This window comes from Nocardia brevicatena NBRC 12119 (assembly GCF_000308495.1).
Lineage (GTDB): Bacteria > Actinomycetota > Actinomycetes > Mycobacteriales > Mycobacteriaceae > Nocardia > Nocardia brevicatena.
This window is the reverse complement of sequence record NZ_BAFU01000034.1, coordinates 24,872-49,451: the sequence shown is the minus strand read 5'-3', so window position 1 is coordinate 49,451 and position 24,580 is coordinate 24,872. Positions and strand designations below refer to the sequence as shown.

Annotated in this window: 21 protein-coding genes; 7 read left to right on the top strand and 14 right to left on the bottom strand. The window is 68.9% G+C overall.

Features of this window, described 5'->3' with window-relative positions; translation table 11 throughout:
- Positions 1-3: 3 nt before the first annotated feature.
- The 4 genes from cysW to ON20_RS07385 all read right to left on the bottom strand — a co-directional run bounded on the left by cysW (position 4) and on the right by ON20_RS07385 (position 3,466).
- Positions 4-810 carry a sulfate ABC transporter permease subunit CysW gene (cysW, locus tag ON20_RS07400; protein ID WP_040834210.1) on the bottom strand — a complete coding sequence of 269 codons (807 nt, stop codon included), beginning with the start codon at positions 808-810 and terminating at the stop codon, positions 4-6.
- Positions 807-1,619 carry a sulfate ABC transporter permease subunit CysT gene (gene cysT / locus ON20_RS07395; protein ID WP_051161878.1) on the bottom strand — a complete coding sequence of 271 codons (813 nt, stop codon included), beginning with the start codon at positions 1,617-1,619 and terminating at the stop codon, positions 807-809. Before cysT ends, cysW begins: the two co-directional genes overlap by 4 nt.
- Positions 1,620-1,742: 123 nt before the next feature.
- Entirely contained in the window at positions 1,743-2,780 is a 1,038-nt protein-coding gene (locus tag ON20_RS07390; protein ID WP_040834209.1) for a sulfate ABC transporter substrate-binding protein, read from the bottom strand.
- A gap of 389 nt (positions 2,781-3,169) precedes the next feature.
- Positions 3,170-3,466 (bottom strand): hypothetical protein, encoded by a 297-nt coding sequence (locus ON20_RS07385; RefSeq protein ID WP_040834208.1) that lies wholly within the window; start codon positions 3,464-3,466, stop codon positions 3,170-3,172.
- Between the two features lie 264 nt (positions 3,467-3,730).
- Here ON20_RS07385 and ON20_RS07380 point away from each other — a divergent pair, with 264 nt between their 5' ends.
- Entirely contained in the window at positions 3,731-4,390 is a 660-nt protein-coding gene (locus tag ON20_RS07380) for a class I SAM-dependent methyltransferase (RefSeq protein ID WP_040834247.1), read from the top strand.
- A gap of 69 nt (positions 4,391-4,459) precedes the next feature.
- On the top strand, positions 4,460-6,532 hold the full coding sequence (locus tag ON20_RS07375; RefSeq protein ID WP_083864723.1) for a glycoside hydrolase family 15 protein: 2,073 nt from the start codon (positions 4,460-4,462) through the stop codon (positions 6,530-6,532).
- An 11-nt stretch (positions 6,533-6,543) separates the two neighbouring features.
- On the opposite strand, the gene ON20_RS07370 is transcribed toward ON20_RS07375, so the two are convergent.
- From ON20_RS07370 to lepA, 3 genes are all read right to left on the bottom strand, one after another.
- The gene (locus ON20_RS07370) at positions 6,544-8,352 is read right to left on the bottom strand and encodes a P-loop NTPase family protein (RefSeq protein ID WP_040834207.1); all 1,809 of its coding nucleotides are present in this window, start codon (positions 8,350-8,352) and stop codon (positions 6,544-6,546) included.
- Positions 8,353-8,455: 103 nt separating this feature from the next.
- Positions 8,456-11,071 (bottom strand): hypothetical protein, encoded by a 2,616-nt coding sequence (locus ON20_RS07365; protein WP_040834206.1) that lies wholly within the window; start codon positions 11,069-11,071, stop codon positions 8,456-8,458.
- A gap of 198 nt (positions 11,072-11,269) precedes the next feature.
- Entirely contained in the window at positions 11,270-13,147 is a 1,878-nt protein-coding gene (gene lepA / locus ON20_RS07360; RefSeq protein WP_051161858.1) for a translation elongation factor 4, read from the bottom strand.
- Between the two features lie 191 nt (positions 13,148-13,338).
- On the opposite strand from lepA, the gene ON20_RS07355 reads away from it, so the two are divergent.
- A complete protein-coding gene (locus ON20_RS07355) occupies positions 13,339-13,917 on the top strand; it encodes a type II toxin-antitoxin system PemK/MazF family toxin (protein WP_040834204.1) in 579 nt (192 codons plus the stop codon).
- Positions 13,918-13,948: 31 nt separating this feature from the next.
- Here the strand turns inward: ON20_RS07355 and ON20_RS07350 are convergent, their stop codons facing one another.
- Complete coding sequence (locus ON20_RS07350) at positions 13,949-14,731, bottom strand: aquaporin (protein ID WP_040834203.1); 783 nt, start codon at positions 14,729-14,731, stop codon at positions 13,949-13,951.
- 374 nt (positions 14,732-15,105) lie between these two features.
- Here ON20_RS07350 and rpsT point away from each other — a divergent pair, with 374 nt between their 5' ends.
- Entirely contained in the window at positions 15,106-15,366 is a 261-nt protein-coding gene (gene rpsT / locus ON20_RS07345; RefSeq protein WP_040834202.1) for a 30S ribosomal protein S20, read from the top strand.
- A gap of 82 nt (positions 15,367-15,448) precedes the next feature.
- Here the strand turns inward: rpsT and ON20_RS07340 are convergent, their stop codons facing one another.
- A complete protein-coding gene (locus ON20_RS07340; RefSeq protein WP_040834245.1) occupies positions 15,449-16,333 on the bottom strand; it encodes a helix-turn-helix domain-containing protein in 885 nt (294 codons plus the stop codon).
- A 186-nt stretch (positions 16,334-16,519) separates the two neighbouring features.
- On the opposite strand from ON20_RS07340, the gene ON20_RS07335 reads away from it, so the two are divergent.
- Both ON20_RS07335 and ON20_RS07330 read left to right on the top strand, forming a co-directional pair.
- On the top strand, positions 16,520-17,593 hold the full coding sequence (locus tag ON20_RS07335; protein WP_040834201.1) for an aldo/keto reductase: 1,074 nt from the start codon (positions 16,520-16,522) through the stop codon (positions 17,591-17,593).
- A 566-nt stretch (positions 17,594-18,159) separates the two neighbouring features.
- Positions 18,160-18,408: a hypothetical protein gene (locus ON20_RS07330; RefSeq protein ID WP_040834200.1), complete on the top strand. Its 249-nt coding sequence runs from the start codon at positions 18,160-18,162 to the stop codon at positions 18,406-18,408.
- A 99-nt stretch (positions 18,409-18,507) separates the two neighbouring features.
- Here ON20_RS07330 and holA read toward each other — a convergent pair whose 3' ends face one another.
- Positions 18,508-19,479: a DNA polymerase III subunit delta gene (holA, locus tag ON20_RS07325; protein WP_040834199.1), complete on the bottom strand. Its 972-nt coding sequence runs from the start codon at positions 19,477-19,479 to the stop codon at positions 18,508-18,510.
- A gap of 704 nt (positions 19,480-20,183) precedes the next feature.
- On the opposite strand from holA, the gene ON20_RS07315 reads away from it, so the two are divergent.
- Positions 20,184-20,573, top strand: a complete 390-nt coding sequence (locus tag ON20_RS07315) for a hypothetical protein (RefSeq protein WP_040834197.1) — start codon at positions 20,184-20,186, stop codon at positions 20,571-20,573.
- Between the two features lie 40 nt (positions 20,574-20,613).
- Here ON20_RS07315 and ON20_RS07310 read toward each other — a convergent pair whose 3' ends face one another.
- From ON20_RS07310 to ON20_RS07295, 4 genes are all read right to left on the bottom strand, one after another.
- Positions 20,614-22,299: a ComEC/Rec2 family competence protein gene (locus ON20_RS07310; protein ID WP_083864721.1), complete on the bottom strand. Its 1,686-nt coding sequence runs from the start codon at positions 22,297-22,299 to the stop codon at positions 20,614-20,616.
- Positions 22,296-23,207 carry a ComEA family DNA-binding protein gene (locus tag ON20_RS07305; RefSeq protein ID WP_083864731.1) on the bottom strand — a complete coding sequence of 304 codons (912 nt, stop codon included), beginning with the start codon at positions 23,205-23,207 and terminating at the stop codon, positions 22,296-22,298. Before ON20_RS07305 ends, ON20_RS07310 begins: the two co-directional genes overlap by 4 nt.
- A gap of 228 nt (positions 23,208-23,435) precedes the next feature.
- On the bottom strand, positions 23,436-23,672 hold the full coding sequence (locus ON20_RS07300) for a hypothetical protein (protein ID WP_040834196.1): 237 nt from the start codon (positions 23,670-23,672) through the stop codon (positions 23,436-23,438).
- Positions 23,673-23,727: 55 nt separating this feature from the next.
- Complete coding sequence (locus ON20_RS07295; protein WP_040834195.1) at positions 23,728-24,579, bottom strand: DegV family protein; 852 nt, start codon at positions 24,577-24,579, stop codon at positions 23,728-23,730.
- Between the last annotated feature and the right edge of the window lies 1 nt (position 24,580).

The following is a 24,580-nucleotide window of genomic DNA, read 5'->3' as shown; positions in this document are numbered from 1 at the left end:
CGGTCAACGGGTGTCCCGCTTGCGTTCCAGCAGCGTCATCAACAGCAGGGTGAGCAGCGCGATGCCCATCAGCAGAGTGGCGGCGCAGTAGGCGCCGAAATCGTTGTGGTCGTCGATATAGCGGGCGTGCACGAGCAGGGTGAGGGTCTGCGAGACACCGGCGAAACCGGACGACACCATGATCACCGCGCCGAACTCGCCGAGCGCGCGGGCCACGGTGAGCACCACACCGTAGGTGAGACCCCAGCGGATGGCGGGCATGGTTATCCGCCGGAACGTCTGCCAACCGGACGCGCCGAGGGTGGCGGCGGCCTGCTCCTGGTCGTCGCCGATCTCGTGCAGCACCGGCTCCACCTCGCGCACCACGAAAGGCAGGGTCACGAAGATGGTGGCGATCACCATCCCGGGGACCGCGAAGATCACCTGGATACCCAGTTCGGCCAGTCCGCCGAACCAGCCGCCCACCCCCCACAACAGGATCAGCGAGACACCGACCACCACCGGCGACACCGCGAACGGCAGATCGACGAGGCCCTGCAGCAGTCGCCGGCCGGGGAAGCTGCCGCGTACCAGGGCCAGTGCGATGAGCACCCCGAACACCACGTTCACCGGCACCACGATGGCCACGATGAGCAACGACAGGTTGATCGCCGAAATGGCCGCGGGGGTGCCGATCTGATCGATGAAGGCGACGATCCCGTGGCCGAACGATCGGACCAGGATCACCCCCAGCGGCAGCACCAGCAGGACGAACAGATAACCGAGCGCGAGCACCCGCAGCGAGATACGGGTGGGGGTGGACAGCTTCATCGGGCCGCGCGCTCCTTCCTGGCCGTCCACTCGGAGAACAACCGCAACACCAGCAGGGTCGCGAAGGCGATGACCAGCAGCGCCACCGACACCGCCGCCGCGGCGACCGGGCGGTCGATTTCGATCTGCTGCTGGATGTACTGCGAGGCCACCTGGGTCTCGCGGGGAATATTGCCGCCGATCAGCACCACCGAGCCGAATTCGCCGATAGCGCGGGCGAACGCCAGCCCACCGCCGCTGATGATCGCCGGCGCCAGGGTGGGCAGCACGATTCGGCGGAGGGTGATCCAGTTGTTCGCGCCCAATGACAGCGCCGCCTGTTCCACCTCGCGGTCGGCCTCGATGAGCACCGGCTGCACCGACCGCACCACGAATGGCAGCGTCACGAAGGCCAGCGCCACCACCAGACCGGGCCGGGTGGCGTTGAGATGGACATCGATCGGGCTGTTCGGCCCGTACAGCGACAGCAGCACGATACTGGCCACGATGGTGGGCAGCGCGAACGGCAGATCGATGAGCGCGTTGACGATCCCCTTACCGGGGAATTCGTCACGTACCAGTACCCAGGCGACGAGGGTCCCCATCACCACGTTCAGCAGCGCCACGAACATCGAGACGACGATGGTCACCCGCAAGGACGCCAGCGCCACCGGACTCGTGACAGCGGCCCAGAACCCGGACCAGCCGGTATCGAACGCGCTGACGGTGAGCGCCGCCAGCGGCAGCAGCACGATGACGCTGAGCCACAGGACCGCCGTGGCCACACCCAGCGGCCCCACCGAGCCGCTGAACCGCAGCCAGGACCGCAAGGGCCGCCCGCCGGGTTCGTGCGGGTCCGCGGGGTCGCCGGAAGCGGTATCGGGGAAGGTCCCGGTGCGCGGGCTGGGATCGGTCACGGTTATCGAGTATCGCGTGTGGGCCGGGTCACGCGGCTACTTGGTGGCGTGGTCGTAGACGGCGGCGATACTGCCGCTGTCCGGGGCGAACAATTCCTCGTTCACCGTTTCCCAGCCACCGAGATCGGCAATGGTGTACAGCCGCCGCGGCGGCGGGAAGTCGGCGGCGAATTCGGCGGCCACACCCGGATCGACGGGACGGAAGCCCGCTTCCGCCCACGCACGCTGGCCCGTCGGGGTGAACAGGAAGTCGCGGAAGGCGACGGCCTGCTCCCGGTTCCGCGTGTTCTTCAACACGGCCACCGGGTTCTCGATCCGGATGGTGGCGTCGGGCACGGTGTGTTCGACGGGGTCGCCGTGGCGTTCGGCGAACAGCGCCTCGTTCTCGTAGCTGATCAGCACGTCGCCGGTGCCCTGCAGAAACGTCTCGGTGGCTTCGCGACCGGATTTCGGCTGTACCCGGACCCGCTCCATCATCGTGGTGAGATAGTCCAGCCCGGCCTGCGGGTTCTGCCCGCCCTCGCTCATCGCCGCGTACGGGGCGAGCAGATTCCATTTCGCGGAACCGGAGCTGAACGGGTTGGGGGTCACCACCTCGACATCGGGCCGCAGCAGATCGTCCCAGCTCCGGATACCTTTCGGATTTCCCTCGCGGACGACGAGCGCGACCACCGAACCGAACGGGATTCCCCTCGTGGCGTCGGCGTTCCAGTTCCGGTCCACCAGCCCGGCGTCCACCAGACGGGTGATATCGGGCTCGGTGGAGAAGTTCACCAGATCGGCCGGGGCGCCGCCCGCGACCTTGCGCGACTGGTCCCCGGACGCGCCGTACGACTGCCGGACCCGCACCTGCTCGCCCGCCTCGGTCCGGTTGAACTCCGGGACCACCAGGTCGAAGCCGGGTTTGGCGACCGCGTAGGCGTACAGGGCGAGGGTGCCGCCGATTCCGTCGACGCTCGGTGCGCCGACCACGTCACTGGGCCCGCCGGCACAGGCGGAGAGCACCACGGCCGCGAGGCCGACGAGGGCAGCGACAAGCCGACGACGCCCGGCGGACCGGCGGGTGCGTGACATGGTGGACCTTTCTGTCGACCGCCGATCGGCGGCGCAGGGCCGGGGCGGCACTCACGGATGGAGACGCCGGGCTACGGCGCCGGCGTGGCCCGGCGGCCGGAAACGAGCGCGGGAGGCACGAACGGTTCCGCGGGGCGCGGGACAGTCTAGTGGGGCCGACCGGCCCCAATGACGGCGCCCGGGGTGTTCCACCGTCCCGGTCGCCGTTCGACGACACCGGTCGGGCCGGGTCCGCCTCCACTTCGACCGGGACGGCGTCCGTACGCCTTCGAGCCGTACCCGGGCCGCCGATGGGCCCACGCCCTGACGCGTCTACCGGGTGAAGAACCAGGCGACGATTATCAGGATCAGCAGGGCGGCGAGAGCGAGCTGCACACGAGAACGGGGCATCAGTGGGCACCACTTCCGACGTGTTCCCGAGCCGGGGCCACCATCACGGCCGGAACCGGCTCGACATCCCACTCGGGTTTCCCCGACTCCGCCGTCACCCGATCACGGGCCCGGACGCCGGGATCCTCCTCTCGACCCGGCCACCGCATGACGTTCTTCAAACCACGGTCGAGCAGGTAGGCGATGGCGAAGCTGATCGGCACCATGCCCGCCAGTACCACCAGGAACTGCGGGATGAACGGAAGTCCCGCCACCCACAGTTCGAAGCCGTCCCACCATCCCTCGATGCGATCCACACGCCCAGCCTAATCGACATCGCCCGGCACCGGTCCGCCGAAAACCACGCCCGAGCCGAAGCGATGGCCGAGGTAACGCGCCTATGAACCGAAACACGGGCGCAGCCCCCGAGCGGACGCGGAGCCACGCCCGAATCGTCCGATCGCGGCCTCGTACCGGTGCCGGGGCACGGCTCGGTAACGAGCGGCACAGGTGGGCAACAATCCATCGGCCTCGGCGGTAACCATTGACCTCAACCCCCGTTGAGGATGCAGGCTGAGGTCATGACACAGTCCGTGGAGAACTGGAACTCGATCTACGACAGCGACACCGCACCCTGGGTGATCGGCGAACCGCAGCCGGCGATCGTGGCCTTGGAGCGCGACGGCCGAATCCGTGGCCGGGTGCTGGACCCCGGCACCGGCGCGGGCGAACACACCATCGCCCTCACCCGGCTCGGCTACGACGTACTCGGTATCGACCTGTCCCCGAGCGCGGTGGAATACGCCCGCCGCAACGCCACCGAACAGGGTGTGCCGGGCGCCCGGTTCGAGGTCGCGGACGTACTCGCCCTCGCCGTCGACGGGGCCGAGCGGCTAGGCACCTTCGACACCGTTGTCGACAGCGCGCTGTTCCATGTCTTCGGCGAGGACCCCGAGGCCCGGGCCACCTATGTACGCGGTCTGCGTGCCGTCTGCACACCGGGCGGATACGTCCACATCCTGGCCCTGTCGAATGCGGGACCCGGGTTCGGTCCCCGGATCGGCGAGAACGTCATCCGCGACGCCTTCGCCGGTGAAGGCTGGGAACTGGAGGACCTGCGCCCGGCCCGCTACCGCGGGCGGGTCACCGCGGCCGTCGCCGAGGAAGCCGGCCGCCTCGGACTGCCCACCGACCGCCCGGTCGATGTCGCCGCCTGGCTGGCCCGTATCCGGCGCGTGTGAGCCACCCGACCGGATGGGATGGCCGAGGGCCGGGTGGACGGATGAGCGCCGCCCGCCCCATGATGTGGTATGGCGAGTCCAGATAGTTCAGACGACCTACCCGGTCTCCAGACGCTCGACGAATCGGCCGAACCACCGTACTCGGCCGATTTCCCGCCGATCGACGACTACGCGTTCCTGTCCGACTGTGAGACCAACTGCCTGATCGCCGGTAACGGCTCGGTCGAATGGATGTGCCTGCCGCGTCCGGATTCACCCAGCGTCTTCGGCGCGCTGCTCGATCGCAGCGCGGGCCATTTCCGGCTCGGCCCCTACGGGTGCAACGTCCCCTCGGCACGCCGGTATCTGCCCGGCGGCATGATCCTGGAAACCACCTGGCAGACCGAGACGGGCTGGCTGATCGTGCGCGACGCGCTGGTGCTCGGCCCCTGGCACAACACCCAGCAGCGCAGCCGGACCCATCGCCGCACCCCCACCGACTGGGACGCCGAGCATATGCTGTTGCGCACCGTGAAATGCGTGAACGGCACGGTCGAATTGGAATTGAGCTGCGAACCCTCGTTCGACTATCACCGCGCCACCGCCACCTGGGAATACACCGGAAAGGTGTATGAGGAGGCCACCGCGGTTCCCACGGACACGGATACCGGCCCGACCCTGGTGCTCACCACCGACCTGCGGCTGGGCCTGGAAGGACGCCAGGCCCGGGCACGCACCCGCATGAGCGAGGGCGATTCGGTGTTCGTGGCGCTGACCTGGTCGGAACTGCCCGCCCCACACACCTTCGACGAGGCGGCGCAGAAGATGTGGACGACCGTCGAATGCTGGCGGGAGTGGATAACTCTCGGCAACTTCCCGGACCACCGGTGGCGCAGTTATCTCCAGCGCAGCGCGCTCACCCTCAAGGGACTCACCTACGCGCCCACCGGCGCGCTGATGGCCGCGGCCACCACCTCGCTTCCGGAAACCCCGGGCGGGGAACGCAATTGGGACTACCGCTACAGCTGGGTCCGGGATTCCAGTTTCGCGCTGTGGGGCCTGTACACCCTGGGTCTGGACCGCGAGGCCGACGATTTCTTCGCCTTCCTGTACGACGCCACCACCGGTCCCGACGGCGAAGAGGTCCCGCTGCAAGTGCTCTACGGTATCGGCGGGGAACGCGAACTGACCGAATCCACCCTCGACCATCTCACTGGCTACCAGCACGCGCGGCCGGTGCGGATCGGCAACGGCGCCTACAACCAGAACCAACACGATATCTGGGGCACCATGCTCGATGCGGTGTACCTGCACGTGAAATCGCGCCGGCATGTGCCGGAATCGCTGTGGCCGATGCTGAAACGACAGGTGGATGCCGCCATCACACATTGGCGCGAACCGGATCGCGGAATATGGGAGGTGCGCGGGGAACCGCAGCATTTCACCTCGTCGAAGGTGATGTGCTGGGTGGCGCTGGACCGCGGTGCGAAACTGGCCGAACTGCACGGGCAGACCGAGGTCGCGCAGAGCTGGGCCGCGATCGCCGAGGAGATCAGGGCCGATGTGCTCGCCCACGGGGTCGACGCCGCCGGCCGCTTCACCCAGGTCTACGGCGGCACCACCCTGGACGCGTCCCTGTTGCTGGTGGTGCTGACCCGGTTCCTGCCGGCGGACGACCCCCGGGTGCGCGCGACCGTGCTCGGAATCGCCGACGAGCTCACCCGGAACGGTCTGGTGCTGCGCTACCGCACCGAGACCACCGACGACGGCCTGTCCGGCACCGAGGGCACCTTCACCATCTGCTCGTTCTGGCTGGTGTCGGCGCTGGTGGAAATCGGGGAGGTCTCCCGGGCCCGACGGTTGTGCGAACGGCTGCTCGGACACGCCGGACCGCTGCGCCTCTACGCCGAGGAGATCGACCCGCGCACCGGCCGTCACCTCGGCAACTATCCACAGGCATTCACCCATCTGGCGCTCATCAATGCCGTCACCCACGTGATCCGCGCCGAGACACCGAAACTCGCCGGCACCTTCCGACCCGCGCATGTCCCGGCAAGCGGCACCTGGAACGGAAGGAGCCACCGCCCGGTCCCACGGACCCATTCGTCCCGGGATCGCGGCCCATGGGACGAAGCCGGCTCCGAGTCCCCGCCGGGAACGTAAGGGTCCTGCCCCTAGACGGTAACCGCGAGCAATCCGTCGGCCCGCTGCCGTAGATCACGCAATTTGAGCAGTTCGGCGTCGAGTTGCGCGAGCCGCGCCTGTCCCCTCTCGCCGTACTTCTCGCCCTCCTCCTCGGCGACGCCCAGGGCCTCCTCGGCGCGGCGCATCGTATCGGTGGCGATCTCGCTGAAGTGGTCGCGCAGCACGCGCTGCACTCCCCGCAGCCGGTTTCGGGATTCCTTTCCCACCTGGAAGATCACATCGTCCATCAGGCGCGAAACCGCGACCTTGGCCTCGGCCTGCCGGCGTTGGGTGCGGGTGCGGCGGTCCTCCCACAGCGCGTGGAGGCCGAGCAGTACGCCCGCCGTCCCCGAATACCAGTTCACCAGCGACATTCCGAGCAGGCTGGTCGCCACACCGACCATCAGCAGGCCGCCGTACGATCCGCGCAACACGGACAGCACCTGCTGCACAACGCTGTCCCTCCCGCTCTCCAACGGCTCCAGCCGGGCGACCTGCTCCATCACCTCTCCCGGACTCACCCGCATATCCGGCAGGTTGGGGCTGCGATGGTCGGCCGGGAACTTCGCGGCCACCTGTTCGGCCAGCTCCTGCGCGCGGTATTCCGCCAGTTCGAAGTTCTCCTCGATCACATCGCCGATCCGCGCGTCCAGGTCGGCGCCGAACGCGGTCCAGCCGCGGCCCGGGTCACCCTGGGCGATTCGGGTTTCGGCGTCCCGGACCAGACTGCGCAACCGATGCCGCAGATCGTGTTCGATATCGGCCATCAACTCGGTGCTGCCGTCGGCCAATACGATCTGCCAGTTGGCGCTGCGCTGCCGCAGTCTGTCGGCCTCGTCACGGGCGGCGGTCAGCTGCTGGGTGATCTCGCCGCGGCGCCGCGGATCGCGCAGGGTTTCCGCCTCGCTGCGCAGTCCCATCCCGAGATGGTCGCTGACCAGTCGGATATCGCGGACCGCGGCGGCGGTGGCCACCGCGTCGGCGTTCGCCACCACATACTCGCGCAGATGCTCGACGAGCTGCGGTATCCCGGACTCGACGGCGCGCTGCCGGTCGCCGGAGCGTTCCGCCTCGCGGTGCAGCTGCGTCGATACGGGCGCGACCGCGAACGCCAGACCCGCCGCGTCGAGCAGTTCCCGATTCTGCTCCTGGATCTGCGCCCAGTACGAGTACCGGTCGATCTTGTTGAGCACGCAGATCACGGTCGGACAGACCTGGTGCACCCGCTGCAGATAGGCGATCTGTTCGTCGCCGAGCCGGCCTCCCGCATCGGCGAGGTAGAGCACGGCATCGGCGGCGGCGATCATCGACCAGGTACCCCGGTCGTCGACGTCCGCCCCGGGCGCGTCCATCAGTACGATCCCCTCCGCCAGCAGCGGACTGGGATGGGCGAACTCCACGCGCACCACGTCCTGTGCGGTCAGCGCGGGGAGCGGATCGAGCGGATCCACCGGTTGGCGTTCGGTCCGCCCGCCGGTCACCCAGCGCACGAGCGTCGCGGACGGTTCGGCGCCGTACTCGACGACCGCCGGCACGCTCACCGGACTGTCGGTCGCACTGATCTGCGCCCCGACCAGGGTGTTGACCAGGGTGCTCATCCCGCTCTTGGGCGGTCCCACCACCACCAAGCGCACCCGGGTATCGCTGACTCGGGCCCGTACCATTCCGAGCCGACCCCCGAGATCGTCGCGGCCCGCGGACCGAACCGATCCGTACAGCTCATCGATGATCTCGATGAGCGGGGCCATGGCGTCCGGATTCTTCACCGTTGCGGGCTGCAGTTCCGCTGCAGCAGACAAGCCCGGCTCCTAACTGTCATCACTACGTCACCCTCATTCGATCACGGCATGCACATACCCCGACCCCGTTCCCCTCCCCGGGGGTGAGTTACCGAACGGCAGTTCAGAGAAACATGTCGTCCACCGGATACGCAACCAGGTGGGCGACGGCGTGGTCGGGGCCCGGCAGCAATCCCGCCGACAGTCCGCTGCCGGTGAGCGTCGCATGGTCGGTGAACGGCACGACCACCGGGGCCGCTACCACGTGCGGATCGGGATAACCGGAGTAGTCGGCCGCGATCGGTTTCATCCCGATACCCGGCGATCCCGGCCCCGGCAGGTCCTGATGCGGGACCGGCGCCTGCGGAGTGGGAATCTGTATCTCCGGCCGGCTCGGGTAATCCGGTATGGACACGTGCGGGCTCGGCTGCTCCACCGTCGGAACATTCACCGTGGGTGGGGTGTCGACGGTGGGCGGCGGCTCGTAGGTACTCACTCCGCCGGACGAGTCCGGGCTGTCCGTGGGGCGGACGAGCGAGGACTGGTCGGAAGTACCGGGCTGTACGGTCTCGGCGCCGGTGCCCGAATCGCCCGGATCGGTGGTGGCGCCCCCTGTGCTCTCGGAGGTACCGGAGCTCTCGGTGCTCCGCGGGGTGCTGCCCGTCGTCTCCGCCGACGACCCACCCGTCGTGGCCCGGGGTGTCTCGGAGCCACTGCCGCCCGGATCGGTGGTGCCCGGGTAGGTGATGCCGGTCGTCGGATCTCCCGACCCGGTGGTCCCGGTCGGCATTCGGACCGTCGAGGTGATATCCCCCACGCCGGGCAGGGTGCTCGTGTGGGTTCCCGGTGTCGTCGTAGGGCTCACATCCGTACCTGTGGTCGGCCTGACGGTCGTGGTGGGCACACTACCGGTGTCGGTCGAGGGGGTGGAGGTACCGGAGCTCCCCGGATGCTCGCCCGGCCCGAGGTCGGGTTCCCGCGGTGGTTCGGGGCGAGGGCGGCCGAAGTGGTCGGGCACGTCGGCGGCGGGCACGATGAGCGGTGATGTACCCGCCGGCGGCGTGATGACATGCGCCACGGGGGTGGTGGCGGCATCCGGTTGGATAGTGGTCTGCAGAGGTGTCGCCACCACCGGCTGTACCACGGCGGGGGCCGCCGCGGCCGAGACCACGGGAGTTGGGGGCGGCGGCACCGGGGCGACAGGAGCGGAAGCCGGCATCGGCGTCGCGGGGGTGGGCATCGGCGCAGGCGCCGGTGAAACCGCCGGCGCGTGCGAGGCCACCGGGGCGGTCGGGGCGGGAGCGGATGCGGCCATCGGTGTGGGCGGAGACGGCGAGAGGGGAACCGCGCCGGTGGCGCCGGACGCGGACGGTGTCGGCACCCCGGACGTCGTACCGACCTGCCCCGCCGCCGGAGTCGCACCGGTGCCGGTGGCGGCACCGGAACCGAGGTCGAGCGAACCGTCCTGTCCTGCGACCCCGTCGGGTTCGGCCATCGACCGAGCGGCGGCCTCGGGATCGAAACCGCTGGTGAGCCAGTCGCTGTACCGATCGAGCTCATCGCCCACGCCCCGGCCCACGGGGGCGTCGATCTGCAGATCCCATGAGGCGTTCAGGTGGATACCGTCCGGTCCGACCGAGAAATCCAGGTTCGCGTCGGACCGGACGAACAGACCGGCACCCACACCGCCGCCGTCACCCACACCGGCGAAGGGATCGGCGTCCGCGGTACCGCCGGTCGCCGGCGTGGACGTATTCGCCCACGGCGCATCGGTGTTCGTCCACGGCATATGCGCCCACGGCGCGGTGCCGGCTATCGGCTCGGCCACCGCATCGGCATCCGACTCCTCTTCCTTGTCCGCCGCCTCATGCGGAGCGCGCGGCGCGGAAGCCGGGCCGAGAGCCGCCACCGAGTCGATATCGGCCGGCGGCGGTGCGTTCGGATCGATGATCGGCAGGACCGCGGTATCGAGCTCGGACCAGTTGTCGTCCACGTCGAACGGCGCCGACACGGATTTCAGGCCCGGCAATTCGAAGACGTTCGGCCCCGGCGGAGCGAACTCCCCCGCGTCCGGCAGATGGAAATCGGGCGCGGGAAGACCGCCGTCCTCGTTCCCCATCCCGGGCAGCCGAAAACCACCCGCGCCCAGACCCGGAACACCGTCCAACCCGGGAATGCCGGGTCCCGGCGCCGTACCGGGAAGGCCTTCCCCGCCGAGAGCCGGCGGATGCGGGGACGTCGGAACACCGGCGCCGACACCGCCCGGAAGCACACCCATATCGGTCAGATCACCGCTGTCCGGCACCTCGAGCGGTACCCCGCCCGCCGGGGAGGAACCGTAATCCGAGTCGCCGACACCGATCTGAATATCGATTCGCGGCAACGGCGTGGTCACACTCGCGTCCGGTCGTGGTTCGCCGACCCCGGGCTGCGGCCCCTGGGCCACCGACACGTCGGGAACCGGATCGGGGAACTCGATGACCGGACTCGGCACATCGGGATCGGGGTCCTCGCTGTGGGCCCACCCCGCGATACGGCTGTCCGTGTTCTCCGAACCCGGTTCCGCGGGAACCCCGTTGACAGCCATCAGCGCGCCACCGGTCACATAGGCACCGCCCCGCGCCACCGTGGCAGCACCGTTGGCGATGTTGTAGGCGGTATCACCACCGCGTTCGGTGATATTCGCGTCGCCGCCGGCGATATCCGCGTCGTCGCCGTCCCGGGGCAGATCACGCGTCATACCACAAACTCCACTCTCGCCTCTCCCGCATCCTCACCGCCGGGTCCACCGAGTGAAGATCGCCCACCACAATATTTGGGGCGAACCCGGCTGTCACGTCGGTTGTAGTACAGAGTTTCTCGCCGAGCCTACGTCCCGGCGCCGAGTTCGACGAGAAGGACGCGAACCATCACTCGCTCGTCGAGGGCCGAGCAGCCGTTACTTCTTGTCCCTGGGCTTGTCCGCCTGCGCGTCCGAGGACAGGGCCGCCACGAACGCCTCCTGCGGGACGTCCACGCGGCCGATGGTCTTCATCCGCTTCTTGCCTTCCTTCTGCTTCTCCAGCAGCTTGCGCTTACGGCTGATATCGCCGCCGTAGCATTTGGCGAGCACATCCTTGCGGATGGCCCGGATGTTCTCGCGGGCAATGATCTTCGACCCGATCGCGGCCTGGATCGGCACCTCGAACTGCTGGCGCGGAATGAGCTCGCGCAGTTTGGTGGTCATCTTGTGGCCATAGGCCTGGGCGGCGTCGCGGTGCACGATGGCGCTGAACGCGTCCACCGCCTCACCCTGCAACAGGATGTCCACCTTTACCAGCTGCGATTCCCGCTCGCCCGCTTCCTCGTAGTCGAGGCTGGCGTAACCACGGGTCCGCGACTTCAGCGAGTCGAAGAAGTCGAAGATGATCTCGGCCAGCGGCAGCGTATAGCGCAACTCCACGCGGGTCTCGGACAGATAGTCCATACCGCCGAGTTCGCCGCGGCGCGACTGGCACAGTTCCATGATGGTGCCGATGAATTCGCTCGGGGCGATGATGGTGCACTTGACCACCGGCTCGAATACCGTGCGCACCTTGCCTTCCGGCCAGTACGACGGGTTGGTGACGATATGTTCGGAGCCGTCGTCCATCTCCACCCGGTACACCACGTTCGGTGCGGTGGAGATCAGGTCCAGACCGAATTCGCGCTGGAGGCGTTCCCGGGTGATCTCCATATGCAGCAGGCCGAGGAAACCGCAGCGGAAACCGAAGCCCAACGCCACCGAGGTTTCCGGGGTGTAGGTGAGCGCGGCATCGTTGAGCTGTAGCTTCTCCAGGGCGTCACGGAGGTCCGGATAGTCCGAGCCGTCCACCGGGTAGAGCCCGGAATACACCATCGGACGCGGCTCCCGATAGCCGGTGAGCGGCTCGGAGGCGCCGCCCCGGGCCGTGGTGACGGTATCGCCGACCTTCGACTGGCGTACATCCTTCACCCCGGTGATCAGGTATCCCACCTCGCCGACCCCGAGGCCCTGGGTGGGCTTGGGCTCCGGCGAGACGATGCCGATCTCCAATAGTTCGTGGGTGGCGCCGGTGGACATCATCTTGATCTTCTCGCGTGGGGTCAGTTTGCCGTCCACCACCCGCACATAGGTGACCACGCCGCGATAGGTGTCATAGACCGAGTCGAAGATCATCGCCCGGGCCGGCGCGTCCGCCTCACCCTGCGGCGGCGGCACCTGGGCGATCACCTGGTTCAGCAGTTCCGCCACACCCGCACCGGTCTTGCCCGACACCCGCAGCACATCACCGGGCTCGCAGCCGACGATATGGGCGAGTTCGGCGGCGTACCGGTCGGGGTCCGCGGCCTGCAGGTCGATCTTGTTCAGTACCGGGATGATGGCCAGATCCTTGTCGAGGGCCAGATACAGGTTGGCCAGGGTCTGCGCCTCGATTCCCTGCGCGGCGTCGACCAGCAGGATCGCGCCCTCACAGGCCTCCAGCGCTCGCGACACCTCATAGGTGAAGTCGACGTGGCCCGGGGTATCGATCAGGTGCAGCACGAAGTCCTCGCCCGCGTGCTCCCCGCTGGTCGGGGTCCAGGGCAGCCGGACGTTCTGGGCCTTGATGGTGATACCGCGCTCCCGTTCGATATCCATCCGGTCCAGATACTGGGCACGCATCTGCCGTTCCTCGACCACGCCGGTCAGCTGCAGCATCCGGTCGGCCAGCGTCGACTTGCCGTGATCGATATGCGCGATGATGCAGAAGTTCCGGATCCGGGGCGGATCGGTGAACGTCGTATCGGCGAAGCTGGCGGGCACTCCACTCCTCATAGGGGTATCGGCGTCGGCGATCGGAACGAACGGGTGTCGGTTGTGGTCGCACCTGCGACCGCTTCTCCGGCCCCGCTCATTGCCGGCTACCCTCCATGGTCCCATGATGGGGTCCACGCCCCCTTCGCCGGTCCCGGGCGGGCAACCGTCACATGCCCCCGCCGGCCGAGGGGCGGCGTTATTCTCCTGGGATGGCCCGCAGTTGGAATTATCTCGGCAAGCAGCTCACCGCGATCGCGAAAGAGCAGGGGCCCAAGGTGATCAGGCGGCAGGCTCCCCGGCTGGTCGACCGACTCCAGCGGGCGGCGTCGCTCGACAGCGCAGGCGGCCGCCGCCGCGCCGGCCGCGCACCGGCGATCCCGGTCCGCCCCGCCGCCTCGACCCCGGTGCCGACCACCCAGCGAGCGCGTCGCATCGTCTACGCCCCGCAGCTGGACGGCCGCGCCGACCCCGGCGAGATCGTGTGGACCTGGGTGCCGTTCGAGGAGGATCCGAGCAACGGCAAGGACCGTCCGGTTCTGGTGGTCGGACGCGACCGCCGCACCCTGCTCGGGCTGATGCTGTCGTCGAACCCGGTACGCGACCACGACCCCGATTGGGTCGCCATCGGCGCCGGCGTCTGGGATCACCAGGGCAGGCCGAGTTGGGTGCGGCTGGACCGGGTCCTCGACGTTCCCGAGGACGGTATCCGCCGGGAGGGTGCCATCCTGCCGCGCAAACTGTTCGACCGGGTGGCCCATCGGCTCGTCCGCGAATACCACTGGAGCTGACAGGCCCCGGCCGTCCTCACGGGGGCCCAGGTCAGGACACCATCTGCCGGGACCGACCGAACAGCAACCCGTAGAGCAGGGCCCCGAGCACCCCGCCGATCAGCGGGAACAGCACGAACGCCCATACCTGGCCCAGGGCACCGTTCTGGTAGGGCGCGACACCGAGGCTGCGGGCCGGGTTCACCGAGGCATTGTCCACCGGGATGGCGACCAGGTTGACGACGGCGAGGGTGACACCGATGGACAGTCCGGCCATCGGCACATCGGAGATCTGGTCGGTGGAGGCCAGCACTACGAACACCAGCAGCGCGGTCAGGATGATCTCGACGATGATCATGGCGGCTATCCCGTATCCGTCCTGGACCACGACCTCACCGAGCGGACCCCGTACCGCCGCGGGGCTGTGCGGACCCCAGCCGTTGGCGCCGAGACCGTCGACCGAGCGGTCGTAGGACGGCAGGTTCTTCGCCAGCGCGAACAGCACCAGACCGGCCAGGAACGCGCCGATCAACTGGGCGACGATATAGCCCGCCGCGCCCGGCACCGACACCCGACCGAGCAGCAACTGTCCTACGGTCACCGCCGGATTCACGTGGCAGCCGGAGATCGGCCCGATCGCGTACACCAGGAACAGCAGCGTCAACCCGAAGGCCAGGGCGACACCGAGTGCACCGACCTTCTCCCCCGCCAACACCGCCGTCCCGACGCCGCCCAGCACCAGGACGAAGGTGCCCAGCGCCTCCGCTCCCCATTTCACGACCGCGGAATGGGTTTCGACAGTTTCCTCGACGACTTCCTGAGCAGTGGGTGACATACGCGTCCGCCTTCCTGGTTCGATGGGAATGAGCGGGCCCCGCGTGGTGACACTGTGCTATCGCCTTCGGGTCTGATCCGAACCATTTTCGAGGGGATCGCCGCCCGCGCCCGCGGGAGTACCGTTACGCCTGGTCGTACCGCAAAAAATCCACGCCGAAAACGAATGGGACGTTACGCCGGCGGTATCGTCTTCTCAACGATCTCCGCCTCTCGATTCGGCCACCTCGTCGAGCCGCGATTTCGCCGCGCTCACGGGTACTGGTAACCTGGCCCCTTGGCGTCGCGTCGTCCCCGCGCCGGGAATCGTTCGGGGCAGGTGCGCGCGCACAGACTTTCCGGACGAACCAGCGACAGGAATCAGAGGATACAGGCGTGGCCAATATCAAGTCCCAGATGAAGCGGATCCGTACCAACGAGGCACGGCGTCAGCGCAACCAGTCGGTGAAGTCCGAACTGCGCACCTACATCCGCAACTTCCGGGCGGCCGCCGAGGCCGGCGACAAGGAGACCGCCGCCGAGCGGCTGCGTTTCGTCAGCCGCAAGCTCGACAAGGCCGCCTCCAAGGGCGTTATCCACGCCAACCAGGCCGCGAACAAGAAGTCGGCTCTGGCGCTCGCCCTCAGCAAGCTCTGACGAGTTCGTTCGCTTCGACGTTCGCCGCCGCGGCTCCGACGACCGCGGCGGCTTTTCGCGTTCCCGCTGCCCGCGAGGAACCCTATGATGCCTCGTCGACGACCCGCGGCGCGCGGTCCCGTGCCGCCTCGGCCAGCCGGTCCAGCGCGGCCTGCGAGGCGGCATCGGCCGCCCGATAGATGACCAGCCGCTGGTCCGGGTCCTGCAACGGGACCAGAGCCTCGAAATCGACGGTCAGCGGCCCGACGTGCGGATGCCGGAGCGGCTTCACCCCGCGCCCGCGCACCTTCACATCCCCTGCGGCCCAGGCCGCGGCGAACTCCGGACTGCGGGCCGTCAGCTCACCCACCAGATCCGCGAGCGCCTGGTCGTCCGGGTGTCCGGCCCAGGCGGCACGCAGATCCGCGGCCCCCTCCCGGATCACCCGGTCCCGGTCGACGTAGAAATCCCGCATCCGCTCGTGCACGAGACACAGCCACATGGTGTTGCGCTGTCCGAGGGGCAGCGTGTCGAAATCGAGCATCAAGGCCGCCATCTCCCGGTTCCACGCCAGGACGTCGTAGCGGTGGTTGACCAGCATGGCCGGATGCGGTGACAGCTCGTCCACCAGCAGGGCCAGCGCCGGAGCGGCCACCGCGCTCGGCTTACCCGAGTTGGGCCGGCGCTGCTCGGCCAGATCGAACAGGTAGGCGGTTTCGTCGGCGCTCAAGCGCAACGCGCGGGCCAGCGCGTCCAGCACCTCCGGTGACGGGCGTAGGCCACGGCCCTGCTCCAGCCGGATGATGTAGTCGGTGCTGACGCCTGCCAGTTCGGCCACTTCCTCCCGCCGCAGTCCGGGGGTGCGCCGAGCCTGCCGGCGCAGCGGCAGGCCCAGGTCGCGGGGATTCAACCGCTCCCGCCGGGTGCGCAGAAAGGCCGCCAGCTCGTGCGTTCGGTCGGCGCCGCCCGGCCCTTCGTGGTTACGCAAGCCTGTGCCTCCGGGCCCCGGGTCGCGGCGCGATGTCGCGTTCGCCATTCCTTTCATCGTCTCCGATCGTACGGGCCGCCGTCCGTTGGGTGGGACTGTCTTTCCCAGGATGAATCTTCCCTTACCGCGCGCCTTTCGCCGCCACAGAATTTCTCTCGACAACACGAACGACGACAGGAGAACGTGATGGCCGCGCTCACCCTCGACACTTACCGCCTTCTCGGCCGCTCCGGCCTACGGGTGTCCCCGCTCGCGCTGGGGACGATGACTTTCGGGGCCGACTGGGGTTGGGGTGCCGATACCGATGAGGCCCGCAAGATCTTCGACACCTACGTCGAGCGTGGCGGTAATTTCATCGACACCGCCAGCCAGTACACCGACGGCAGCTCCGAGAAGCTGCTCGGTGAGTTCACCGCCGCCAACCGGGAAAGCCTGGTGCTGGCCACGAAATACACCATGCTGCGCCGTCCCGGCGACCCCAACTCCGGCGGCAACCACCGCAAGAGCATGTTCGCCTCGGTGGAGGCCAGTCTGCGGCGGTTGAACACCGACTACATCGATCTGCTCTACCTGCACGCCTGGGACTTCCTGACTCCGGTCGAGGAGATCCTGCGCGGAATGGACGACCTGGTCCGCGCGGGCAAGGTGCTCTACGTGGGTATCTCCGACGCGCCCGCCTGGCAGGTCTCGCGGATGCAGATGATCGCCGATCTGCGCGGATGGTCCCCGCTCATCGCGCTGCAGATCGAGTACAGCCTGCTCGAGCGCACAGGCGAACGCGACCTGATCCCCATGGCACGGGAAATGGGCCTCGGTGTCATCCCGTGGTCACCCCTGGGCAGCGGGGTGCTCACCGGCAAGTACGGCCGCGCCGACCTCGACCACAGTGTGGATGCCTCCCCCAGCGGTACCCGCAAGAACGTCGCCGCCGCCAACGGATCGCTGTCCGAACGCGGGCTCGCCATCGCCGACGTGGTCAAGGAGGTCGCCGCGGAGACGGGCCGGACGCCCTCTCAGGTCGCGCTGGCGTGGACGCTGCGCGAACCGGGTGTGACCGCACCCATCATCGGTGCCCGCACCGCCGCCCAGCTGGAAGATAACCTGGGCGCGCTCGACGTCGAATTCGCCGACGAGCACCTGACCCGGCTGGAAGCGGCCAGTGCCGTCGACCTCGGCTTCCCGCACGAGTTCCTGCGGCGTCCCATGACACGGCAGGTCACCTTCGGTGGTCTGAAAGTCGAGGCCGCCACACGGAGCTGAATGACGCAGTTGCGACACGGCACCGAGATCCCGCCCGGTGCCATGCGCCCCGCCGTAGGCGATCACCCGACCGCCGCTCGGACACCTGGGCGGCCGTTCGTCCAGACAGGTGCGCTGCCGCGTCCGAGACGCCGGTCGCCGAGCCCGGTGTCGAGTGTCTCTGAGCCACCCGCACGGCCTCGGCGTCGACAGGGCCCCGCAGCCGTTTCCACGTCTCGTCCTCGGTGACGTCCTCGACGCAGCCGACCACCTACCAGATATTGCCGAAGGAGTCCTTGATACGCCCCTCGCGCCGCCCGAAGGCGCCGTCGGCCGCAGAGGTGACGGACCCGACCGCCTGCCGCGATGGCCTGTGCGGACGCCTCGTCCGCGTCAGCGGCGAACCTCGGGACACGGCCCGGCCGCTCGCGCTACGCTCCGGACCGATCCTCGTCCGTTTCCGAGCTCTCACCGGCCGCCATGCGGGAACCGACCGACCCGCTCGAATCCGACGACGAGACCCCGCCTCCTTGTTACCGGGGGCCTGTCCCACACAGTGCGGCCCGATGTGCCGTAGCATGCCGCCCATGGTGACCGTATATGCGAACCAGGCCGTGGTTCGGTCCGAAGACCTGCCCGGTGTGATCCAGGCCGCCGAGGTGCTCGGCTTCGGCGTGAAGATCGAGAACGTGCTGGTCCCCGACGAGGAGGACGGTTACGCGCTGGCGTGGATCGTCACGCGCGAGGAGGAACCACCGGCCTACGAGAACTGGGACGGACGTTACGAAGAGGTCGGCGAGGAGATGGAGATGCCCGACCTCAGCTCGGTGGACTGAGCCCGTAACGATCGGCAGACCCGGACGGCGCGAAGTCACGACGCCGTCCGGGTGCCTGCCCGGCCGTCGACCGGAGAAGCAGACGGATACTCGCGGTGGTCAGTTCCGCCCGCGCAGCGCGAGTATCCGCATAACCGCATGCTCGAGCGCGAACGTCGGGTCGGCGGCACCGCCCTTGACGTCGGCATTGAGCGCGGCGACGACCCGCAGGGCGGAACCGATGGCCTCGGGCGTCCATCCCCGGGCCTGTGCCTGGGCTTTCTTCACCTTCCAGGGCGGCATACCCAACGAGCCGGCGAGCTTGAACGGGTCGCCACGCCCCGCCGAACCGACCCGCGCGATGGTGTGCACCGAGTCGGCCAGCGCGTCGGCCAACAGCACATGCGGGACCCCGCTGTCGGTGGCCCAGCGCAGCGCCTCCACGGCCCCGGCCCGATTACCGGAAACCGCCTGGTCGGCCACCTCGAACCCGGTCACCTCGGCCTTCCCGGAGTAGTACCGCCGCACCGCGGCCACATCCACCTTGCCGCCGGTATCCGCCGCCAGCTGCGAGCACGCCGCCGCCAGCTCCCGCAGATCCGAACCCACCGCCTCCAGCACCGCCTGCACCACGTCCCCCGACACCCGCACACCCGCGGCCCGGAACTCCCCCCGCACGAACTCCACGCGCTCGGCGGCCTTGGTGAGCTTCGCACAGTCGTGCACTACGGCCCCCACCTTCCGCAGAGTCGGAACCAGCGCCTTGGCCCGCCCCCCACCGGAGTGCAACACGATCAGCACGACTCCCTCCGGCGGGGCCGCCGCCGCGTCGCCGATCACCGCGACCGCGTCCTTACCGGCCTCCGCCGCCAATTCCAGGACCACCACCCGGTCCTCCGCGAACAGCGACGGACTCAACAGTTCCGCCAACTCCGCGCTATTGGCGTCCCCGGCCCGCAGCCGATCCACCGGCACCCCCTCCGGGTCGGGCGCCCCCGCCCTGACCTGCGCAGTCACCCCCGCCACGGCCCGCTCGACCAGTAGTTCCTCATCTCCCAGAACCAGATGCACGGCCGCAGGCTGTTCGCTCACGGTCCGATCCTACGACCGGGCCGGCGGCCTCGATGCGCCATGCCCGATGTATCCGGGCGACATGGCGGTTCCCCGAACACTCGTACCGAGGAGATCCCGGCCTGCCTGCACCGGTGGACGAGGACATCAAAGGAAGTTGCCGCCGAATCGAGGACTCATGCCGGCCTGGGAGACAGGCTTCGGTTCCCGCCATACGCATCCGCTATCCCGGACGCCGGTGTCGCTTGGGGTGACTCGCAACGCCGGGCGTTCGACCGGCGCGATAGGGCCCGGTTCATCGATCCGCGGACCGTCGGCCCAGCAGGAGACGACGAACCGGCTCGTTCGGCCGGTGTTCCTTACGGGCGCGAACACCGGCCGGTGGAAGTGCGCGATATCGCGGCCGGCGATAGCGGAGAACACGAATCCGGTTGTGAATTCGCGGCACAGGGCATGCGTCGCACGGCATGGTGTCTCGTCGACGATCGTTGTACGACCCCGGTCGGCCGATGGGAGCGGTCGGCACCGTTCCGGTCCTCACCGCGCCTGCCTGCACTGGATTCGGTGGGATGCCCTGGGCTACTGTGTACCGCGCTTGTGCCGGTGGTTGGCGGGCGGATCACTGCACATGAGCGCACACGGCGCGAGCCGTGTCCGTGGGCCGGAGTACGAATCGTCCGCGGATAGAACCCACCGCCGTTGCTGTGCAGCGAGGACTACCGGCAATGAGGAAACGTGCCATCCTGCGGGACAGGGCCGAACGCGACTCGTACGCACCGCGATTCGTGGATCTGGCCGAGTTCTCGTCCGTGACCGGCATCGATTGGCGTACGTTGGCCCGTTGGTTGGACAACGGGCCCATATGGGTGCCTGCCCCGGCCGTCGTGCTGGGCGGAAAGCGGCGTCCCGGCTGGGAGCCCGAGATCCCGCCGGCATGGGAACCCGGGTTGAGCGGTGCCGAACGGCTGGAACCACGGGAATACCTCGATATCACGCAGATGAAGCGTCGCTACGGGATGTCGGAAGCGACGCTGTGGGTCTGCATCGTCGAGGACCGGACCATTCCGATGCCCGCCATATGGCTGGCCGGACAACCGGGCTGGCTGCCACACTGAGCCCCCTCGGTATCGTCCGAAGGCGGTTGCGGGCTACCGCTCATCTCGGCAGAGTATGGCTCGCCACCAGCAACGGGATCACCACGGCGGCCACTCCCGTCGCGGCGGCCGTCATCAGTCTGCGCACACCGGCCGAATGTAGCGCCCAGATGCCCACGGTGACGATCCCGGCGGTCACCAGACCACCGGCCGCTCCCCCCGGCACCGGCACCGTCGCTCCCGGAATCGCGGCGGCGCGGTCGGCGACAGCCAGCAACCACCACAACGGCGGCGCGGCGCAGTGCAGGATCAACTCCGCGAAGGGCATCCAGATCGAAGCGGTGACAGCACCGACGGCACCCACGACGGTGATCGGCGCGACCACGGGCGCGGCGAGGATGTTCGCGGCCACGGCGACCAGGCCGAGTCGGCCGGTCAGGGCGACCAGGATCGGTGCGGTGACCACGAACGCGGCCGCCGCGACGGCGACCAACTCGGCCGGCAGCCGCCACCACCCATGGTCGCGCAGCCGGTCCACCCAGCCGGGGGCCAACAGGATCAGCGCGCCGGTGGCCAGGACGGACAGGGCGAATCCGGCTTGGACGGCCAGGCCCGGCCATATCGCGAGCAGGGCGATCACGGCCGCGCACAGGGCGGGAAGTGCCTGTTTTCGACGGCCGGTGACCAGGGCGAGCAGCGTCACCGATCCCATGGCGGCCGCTCTCAGCACACTCGGATCCGGTCGGGCGATCACCACGAACAGCACCAACGCGGCGGCAGCGCAGGCGGCGGACAGATACGGGCCGAAGGTGAGCAGACGGGTCAGAAACAGCACCACCGTGAGCACGATCGTGAAATTGGCTCCGCTGACCACACATAGGTGTTGTAGTCCGGAGGCGACGAATTCGTCGCGTACCTCGTCGGACAGGGCGGAGGTGTCTCCGACGACGAGGGCCGGAAGTAATCCGGCCGATTCCGGCGGCAGCGCCCGCGCCGCGGCATCCACCAAATCGGCCCGTACCGACGCCGCCAGACGCTGCCACCACGGTAGCGGGCCAATGGTTTTCGGCGGGCCGAGCGGACGCAGACCCGCCACGGTCAGGTCGTGTCGGCGGGGCGGTGACGGACGGGCCCGAAACTCGATCGGCTGCCCCGGTAGCAGGGCCGACCACTGCTTGCCGGTCGCCAGGATCACCACCGCCCCACCGACCCGAATCCGTTCGGCGCCATAACGATATTCGCGGAGGTTCGCTCGTACGATCCACAGTCGTTCGGCACCCGGTACCTCGGTGCGCACCGGCTTCGGATCGTCCGCGACGGTGACCGCCACCCGGACCGATGCCGTGGCGGGCACCGACCGCAGGGGATGTTCGGACACTCGGTACTCACGCCACGCACCCACCGCCGCGAAGGCGGCGCCCGACAGTACCGCCCCCAACAACACCAGGGTGACAACCCGCTTCCGTTCGCTGCGATGGGTGACGGCCGTCCACCACAGGCCCCACGGCCCGAACGCCATCACGACCGCCCCCACGGCCACGGCCACACCCGCCTGCCACCCGGCCCCTATCGCCAGAAGCGTTGCCAACCAACAGCACACCGCGGCGGGCAGCAACCGGGCGTCCAGTATCACCTCGTCGCCCGAACGGTCCTCGGCGCGTACATGCGATATCCGGCCGGGTGATCGGGGGTGTGTGCCTTCGACAGCACGGTCACTCGGCGATGGTGCGGTGGCCGGCGGCGTCATACCGTCACCAGTTGGCGCAGTCGGGCGAGACGGGTGGGGCCTATTCCGTCGACTTCGCCGAGCTGTTCGATATCGGTGAAGCGTCCGTTGGTTTTCCGCCAGGTGATGATGGCACGGGCGGTGATAGGGCCGATATCGGGCAGGGCGTCGAGTTCGGCCTCGGTGGCGGTATTGAGGTCGACCGGTGCGCCCGATGTCGGGGCGGAATCCGCGGTCGAACCCGGTGAGCCGGTGGCGGCCCCGCTCGAGGTGGTACCGCTGCCGTGCCGGTGCGGACCGGAACCGGGTGCGCGCGCGCCGACCTGCACCTGATCGCCGTCGGACAATCGCTGGGCCAGATTGAGGCCCGTCAGGTCGGCGCCCTCGCGGACTCCGCCCGCCGCGGTGAGCGCGTCGGCCACCCGCGAGCCCGGCGGCAGCCGGACCAATCCGGCCCGGTGCACGAGCCCGACCACACTCACCACCAGCTCCGGTGCGGATTTCCCATCCGGCTCGGACGCGGTCGGCGATGCGGCGAGCACCGGCGCCGTCGAGGGGCCGGAACCGTCCGCCGCGATCGGATGCGCGGCCGGCAGCGGCGGCACGGGGTGCGTCACCGGGCGCTCCCACAGCACGACGACGGCCGTCACCAACGCCGCCAACAGTCCGACACCGACCATGGCGAGCACACCTCGCCGCCCCGGATCCAGACGTACTCCGCGGAACCGCTCCGGTACCAATCGTTCTCGCCAATTCGTATCCGGTGACTCCTCGAGCCAGGCGGGCACGCGGACCGTCTCGTCGTGATCCCGGAATGCGCCCGCAGGTGATCGGTCGGAGGCGGGCGCATCCGCGTCATGGTCGTCGTCGGCTTCGGGGATCGCATCGAGATGCCACCGGTCGGCGTTTCTTTCGCCGGGTTCGAGCATCCCGCCTTCCGACCGCCCCGCCCGGGATTCCCGTCGTCGGGTGCTCTTCCCGCCGGTGCCGTAACCCCGGTATCGATCGGCACGGGCCTCGGACCGAGTGTCCGACCCGGCCAACCGTTGGCGTATCCGCTCGTATTCGTCGTGACGTGACATGCCCGCCACGCTATGACCGCGTTTGTCTCGGAAAGCTCTGTCCACCAGGTTCTTCGGAAAGTTTGTGGACAACTCTCACCTGTGGACGAAGGCCGGGCGGTGAGGGCCCGTTCCACCCGGTTCCGGTGTGGTCGCCGAGACGACAACGGTTTCGTAGCGGCCGGTTGTCGCCGTTTCATCGCGCCGGACCCCGGGGCATGCCACAGTCGCCCCCGCCACCACCGCGAGGGCGTCGAGATAGTCGCCCATATCGACGGGCCGGTCATCCGCGATACCGTGCACATCCAGTGCGGACATGTCGGTCACGGTCATGCCCCACCTATCGAGCTCATGGTCACGAAATCCTTCGATCACCGCCCGGGGGGGTTCAGCGGCAGCCGCCGGGCAGGACGAGCACTCCCACCGCCCCGACCCCGAGATGCACCGCCAGGACGGGCCCGAATTCCGCGGTGATGAATTCGTCGATCTCCGGTATCCGCTCCCGCAACTGCGCGGTCACGGCCTCGGCGCCCTCCGGCGCGCTCAGGTGCTGCACCGCGACGGCCGCACCGCGCGAACCGTTCGCCCGCACCTCCTCCACGGCCGCGCCGACCAGCTTGGTGTACGCCTTCGACCGCGTGCGCACCTTTTCCCGGAGTTCGAGTCGCCCCTGTACGAGTTGCAGGATCGGTTTGGTCACCAGCTCACTGCCGAAGAAGCCGGCCGCGGAGCTGAGCCGCCCACCGCGTCGCAGCTGCTCGGTGCGGTTGACCAGGATGTAGGAGCGTGAGCGGCCCGCGGCGGAGACGGCGGTGTCGTAGACGTTGGCCAGTGGGACGCCGGTGGCGGCGTGGCGGGCGGCGGCGAGCACCGGAAGCCCGGTCGCCAGGCCCGCGCCGAGGGAGTCGACCAGGAGGACACGGTCGGCGGCGCCCATATCCTCGATGGCCTGCCGGCCGGATTCCCAAGTGGACGAGAGCAGTCTGGACAGGTGCACGGCCACCACGCCGTCGCCGTTACTGCGCGCCAGCGCCTGCTCGTACGCCGCGCGCATCTCCCCCGGCGAGGGCGCGGACGTGGTGACGGTATCGGATGTGTAGTCGATATCGAGTTCGTCGATGCCTTCCCGGACGGTGCGGTCCCCGACCAGCACGTGCAACGGGACGACAACGATGCCCAGCTCTTCGACGAGCCGAGCGGGCAGGCTCGCGGAGGAATCGGTGACGACCACAACCGCCACG

Coding starts and splice junctions, on each gene's coding strand:
- cysW (WP_040834210.1), bottom strand. CDS start 810: ATGAAGCTGTCCACCCCCACCCGTATCTCGCTGCGGGTGCTCGCGCTC.
- ON20_RS07390 (WP_040834209.1), bottom strand. CDS start 2,780: ATGTCACGCACCCGCCGGTCCGCCGGGCGTCGTCGGCTTGTCGCTGCC.
- ON20_RS07380 (WP_040834247.1), top strand. CDS start 3,731: ATGACACAGTCCGTGGAGAACTGGAACTCGATCTACGACAGCGACACC.
- ON20_RS07375 (WP_083864723.1), top strand. CDS start 4,460: ATGGCGAGTCCAGATAGTTCAGACGACCTACCCGGTCTCCAGACGCTC.
- ON20_RS07365 (WP_040834206.1), bottom strand. CDS start 11,071: ATGACGCGTGATCTGCCCCGGGACGGCGACGACGCGGATATCGCCGGC.
- lepA (WP_051161858.1), bottom strand. CDS start 13,147: ATGAGGAGTGGAGTGCCCGCCAGCTTCGCCGATACGACGTTCACCGAT.
- ON20_RS07355 (WP_040834204.1), top strand. CDS start 13,339: ATGGCCCGCAGTTGGAATTATCTCGGCAAGCAGCTCACCGCGATCGCG.
- ON20_RS07350 (WP_040834203.1), bottom strand. CDS start 14,731: ATGTCACCCACTGCTCAGGAAGTCGTCGAGGAAACTGTCGAAACCCAT.
- ON20_RS07335 (WP_040834201.1), top strand. CDS start 16,520: ATGGCCGCGCTCACCCTCGACACTTACCGCCTTCTCGGCCGCTCCGGC.
- ON20_RS07330 (WP_040834200.1), top strand. CDS start 18,160: ATGGTGACCGTATATGCGAACCAGGCCGTGGTTCGGTCCGAAGACCTG.
- ON20_RS07315 (WP_040834197.1), top strand. CDS start 20,184: ATGAGGAAACGTGCCATCCTGCGGGACAGGGCCGAACGCGACTCGTAC.
- ON20_RS07310 (WP_083864721.1), bottom strand. CDS start 22,299: ATGACGCCGCCGGCCACCGCACCATCGCCGAGTGACCGTGCTGTCGAA.
- ON20_RS07305 (WP_083864731.1), bottom strand. CDS start 23,207: ATGCTCGAACCCGGCGAAAGAAACGCCGACCGGTGGCATCTCGATGCG.
- ON20_RS07300 (WP_040834196.1), bottom strand. CDS start 23,672: ATGACCGTGACCGACATGTCCGCACTGGATGTGCACGGTATCGCGGAT.